A 4,590-nucleotide genomic window follows, 5' to 3' on the forward strand; every position below is an offset into this window, starting at 1 on the left:
AGAGGGCGGAAGGCAGATTCAGCTTTTTCAGGTTCAACAGCAAATAGTTTGTTGAACTGAGGAATATAACTTCTAAAGAAGATATTAGCTTCATCTACAGTAGTTATACCAGCAATATTAAATTCTATAGGGAGTCTGCTTTGGAGTGTTTCAAAAAGTCTTTCCACGCGGCCTTTCGCTTAGGTTGTCAACTACTCGACGTGAGTACGGTATAAGAAAATTTAAAGTAACACATCAGTTTAGTCCACTTTTTGGAAAAGAGTTTGAACTTATTGAAAGGAAGTTAACATGGGGTGAGGACAGGTTACTATATATTGATGACAAAGGTGAAATGTACCTCATGCCTGCATCCTGGACAGATGTTTGCGATCCTGACCCTTTTATTGTAGTCTCTAATGGAAGAAGCGACTTCAAGTATGACGACCTATTAGAGTTATCTAGAATAATAAAAGGCATACAAAATCAAGGCTAAACTGTTAACTAAATTATGGCACATTGTAAACAAAAATATGTCATCTGATTTTATAGTACAAGTTGTCAAAATTACATGTTGCAAACAAGTACGGAGAATAGTACACTTGCGAAATATTGAAAATATGCATTGACATTATTAATATATGATGCTATAATTTAATTAACACTACATGCGAGGTGATTTTATGGCGAAGAAAAATCCTTATGATGAAAAATTAAAAGTATTGGACGAGAATAATACACTGAACAAAAATGCTGATAAAGTTAAAGATGTACTTTTTCAGAATAACCCTTTTTTTGATAAACGGGATATTGTACAGGTTAAGTATGAAATGCTACGCGCAGTCGAAAAAAATGGGAGACCAGTTTCTGAAACTGCAAAAACATTTGGGTTTTCCCGGGTATCATTCTACAAGATACAGCAAGCTTTCAAAAACAGCGGATTTTTGGGACTTTTGCCTAAGAAACGAGGTCCGCATGGTGCTCACAAGCTTACTGACACGACTATGGAAATTATTTATGAAATAATAAGGGATAATCCTGATATCGGGAAAGATAAAATTGTAGAGATTCTTAGCTCCCATGGAGTAAATGTCCATAAAAGAAGCATACAAAGGGTTCTTGCCGGTGATAAAAAAAAACACTATAAAACGAAGTGAACCTGAAAAACCTTCTCACCAGGTGTTGCAATATTATGAAGAACTCCGTTCTTATGCTCTTGGACAAAGCACAGCATTTATAATACCGTTAGGACTTGATTTGTTTATGAAAAAGGGATTAAAAGCATGGGCGATTGCCTGGTCGGAATACAGCACAACTTCGGCAACAGTTAAAAATAGTGAGGTTGATATAATACCCCAGGCTATACAGCCGGAAATAACTATACTGATAGCCAATATGATTTTAAGCCGGGAAAGAGTATTGGATATTTAAAATCATAAAAAATCTTTATGGGGTTAATGAATTAACCGTCACTTTTACAAATTAAAATGATACTGATTACAAGAGGGGGATTAAAAAATGGCTACTCAGAAAATAAAAGTGACTCACCTGTCACGAAATGCATACCTTTACATAAGACAATCAACACTAAGACAGGTCTACGAGAATACCGAAAGTACAAAACGGCAGTATGCTCTAAAACAGCAGGCAGTTTCTCTTGGTTGGACTTTAGAAAGCATAATTACTATAGACAGTGATCTGGGACAGTCAGGGGTTACAACTGCGGAAAGGACAGGTTTTCAGAAACTTGTTGCTGAAGTTGGCATGGGACACGCAGGAATAGTTATAGGACTTGAGGTATCCAGACTATCGAGAAGTTCAACAGACTGGAGCCGTCTTTTGGAGATATGCGCAATAACCGATACGTTGATAATGGATGAAGATGGCGTATACGATACAAATGATTTTAATGACAGACTCCTTCTCGGTCTGAAAGGAACTATGAGTGAGGCGGAATTACATTTCTTACAGGCGAGAATGAGAGGAGGGCTGATGAATAAGGCAAAAAGGGGGGAGCTAAGGATTTCTTTGCCTATTGGGTATATATACAATGATAACGGCCAGATTGTATTTGACCCGGATGTACAGGTAAGGCAGGCAATAAATCTTTTTTTCCAGACGTTTCGAAGGGTTGGCTCTGTATGGGGGACTGTAAGGGAATTTAATAAGCAAGGCTTTAAATTCCCGTTAAGAGCGCATAAAGGCTTTAAAAAGGGAGAACTCCAATGGGTCCAGTTGGTAAATAGCACAACGCTCCGGATATTGCATAACCCTATGTATGCCGGAATATACTGTTATGGTAGAACCCAGGTACAAAGGACTATACATGGCAAAAAGACTCTTAAGATGGAAAAGGAAGATTGGCACACGTTTATACCCGGTTCACATCCCGGGTACATTACGATTGAAGACTATGAAAGAAATCTGAAGATACTTTACGATAATGCACACCCAAGAGGTGAAGATGGACGGAAGTCCCCTCCAAGAGAAGGCCCTGCACTGCTTCAGGGTATTGTTATCTGTGGAAATTGTGGTAAAAAGATGACTGTACAATACCATGATGAAAGGTCAAAGCTTATCCCTATATATGTTTGCCAGAAACGATGTATTGAATACGGGGACAAGATATGTCAAACAGTAAAAGGTGATATTATAGACAGGGAAATAAGCAAAATGTTGATTGAAATGGTTACTCCCCTTGCGGTAGAAGCTTCCCTTGAAGTCCAAAAAGAACTGAACTTGAGGAAACTTGAGGTTGACAGGTATTACAAGCAACAGGTGGAGAGAGCAAGATATGAGATGGAACTTGCCAGACGCAGGTATATGAATGTCGATCCTGATAACCGGTTGGTCGCCGTTGAGCTTGAAGCAGAATGGAACAAAAAACTTAGAGAAATGGAACAAGCACAGGAAGTTTATGAAAAGCAATGCCAGACGCAAGTACAAGCAGTTAATGAAGACATAAGGTCTGACATGCTGGATATGGTTGCAAAATTTCCTGAAATATGGAATAATAGAAGTGTTCCAAACAGGGAGAAAAAAAGAATAGTCCGGTGCCTGATCGAAGATGTGACTATTCAAAGTATCAATGAAATTATATTGAGCATACGGTTTAAAGGAGGAACAAGCAAGGTTATTAATATTCCAAAGCCTCCGCATATTTGGAAAACATGGGTTACCAGTCCTGATGTAATTAAAGGGATCGATTACTTAACGGATTATTGTACTTCAGGCGAAGTGGCTGATATTCTTAATGAAAAAGGGGTAAAATCCGGGCAAGGAAAGAAATTTAGTAGTAGAATTGTAGAAAGAATTATCCGTAATTACAATCTTAAAAACAGGTATACGAGATTAAGAGAATCCGGATTGTTGACTTTGCCTGAAAAAATGGCGGAACTTGGAGTTTCACAAAGGGAGATTCAAAGATTGCGGGAAAACGGACAATTAAATTATCATAGATATTGTGGCAGACTAAACTATCTATATGAACCGGAACGTTTTTAAAGCTAAAATAATATACACCGTTTTGTACGGTGAGAAAGAGGTGCAGTATGAAACCTAACCTTTCGCCTGTGGCGACCTTGCAGAAATAATTGTAATACCAAGCTCCCTTATAGCCCTACCGAACTGTGTATCATTGCAAATCTTGCCCTCAAGTTGATCTTCAATGGTAAGCTTGGATGCTTTCGTAGAAAGAAAAATAGCATGTCTGTCGCAATATATGCTGACAGGAATTCCATAATTGATAAGCATTTGCCTGGTCGTTTCAAAATATCCTTGCAAGCATTCATTTTTTGTCATGTAAAGTCCTACAATTTCGCTAGTGGCGTCATCTATGGCTGCATGAAGAGAATACATAATACCGTCTCCAAACCAATCAAACGGCGTTGCATCCATCTGGATTAAAAGCCCTTTTTGTGCTTTCCTCTTACGACGGCGGTGAGGTTTGAAACGTCTCCGCTTTTTAGGACTTTGAATACCTGCACTATTTAGTATCTCATAAAGAGGAGCATAACTTATCTTTATGTTTTCAAACCTCTCAAGAAGTTCCTGGAAGTGCTTAAAATTAGCCTCCCTGTATTTGTTTGAAAGCTTTAAAGTAATAATAGTTTGCTTTACACTATCAGGTATAGCATGAGCAGGTTTGCGGCCTTGATTTTTGTGTATAAGAGCTGCGGCCCCGTTTTCTTTCACTCCTTTCTTCAGGCGTATTACCTGGCGCACGCTAAGGCCCAAATGCTCTGCTGCTTCCCTAACAGTCATACTGCCCTCTATAGTTTTCTCGATGACAGTATACCTTTTTAGTTGCTCTTGTGACATCAGATAATTCACCTTACCTTTCATAGTGACATTTTATCAAAATAATTAACAAGGTGACATTATCACAAAATAAACACATAAATTTACCCAGAGATGAAGCACGAATTTAAAAGAAAGAGAAAACAAGAGTTATAGAGAGTAGCAAAAAAATATTTTCGCAAAACCGAGTTGGACACGTACAAGATTAGTATTGTATAGTAGACTTGGGGGAGGTAGGTAATCAAGTCATGAACAATACTAATAGAACATTTTCAGGTAGGACATTTAGTCCTGAAGATATAGAAATGATAAAAT

General features: G+C 38.1%; 5 protein-coding genes. 4 read left to right on the forward strand and 1 reads right to left on the reverse strand.

Annotated elements, in window-relative coordinates; translation table 11 throughout:
- Positions 1-145 precede the first annotated feature (145 nt).
- The 4 genes from HPY74_19940 (at position 146) to HPY74_19955 (ending at position 3,480) form a co-directional block, all read left to right on the forward strand.
- Positions 146-472: a hypothetical protein gene (locus HPY74_19940; GenBank protein ID NSW92880.1), complete on the forward strand. Its 327-nt coding sequence runs from the start codon at positions 146-148 to the stop codon at positions 470-472.
- A gap of 187 nt (positions 473-659) precedes the next feature.
- On the forward strand, positions 660-1,133 hold the full coding sequence (locus tag HPY74_19945) for a helix-turn-helix domain containing protein (protein NSW92881.1): 474 nt from the start codon (positions 660-662) through the stop codon (positions 1,131-1,133).
- Positions 1,102-1,407: a hypothetical protein gene (locus tag HPY74_19950; GenBank protein NSW92882.1), complete on the forward strand. Its 306-nt coding sequence runs from the start codon at positions 1,102-1,104 to the stop codon at positions 1,405-1,407. Before HPY74_19945 ends, HPY74_19950 begins: the two co-directional genes overlap by 32 nt.
- A gap of 87 nt (positions 1,408-1,494) precedes the next feature.
- The gene (locus tag HPY74_19955; GenBank protein ID NSW92883.1) at positions 1,495-3,480 is read left to right on the forward strand and encodes a recombinase family protein; all 1,986 of its coding nucleotides are present in this window, start codon (positions 1,495-1,497) and stop codon (positions 3,478-3,480) included.
- A 54-nt stretch (positions 3,481-3,534) separates the two neighbouring features.
- Here the strand turns inward: HPY74_19955 and HPY74_19960 are convergent, their stop codons facing one another.
- Positions 3,535-4,296: an ISNCY family transposase gene (locus HPY74_19960; GenBank protein NSW92884.1), complete on the reverse strand. Its 762-nt coding sequence runs from the start codon at positions 4,294-4,296 to the stop codon at positions 3,535-3,537.
- Positions 4,297-4,590: the final 294 nt, after the last annotated feature.

This window comes from Bacillota bacterium (assembly GCA_013314855.1).
Lineage (GTDB): Bacteria > Bacillota > Clostridia > Acetivibrionales > DUMC01 > Ch48.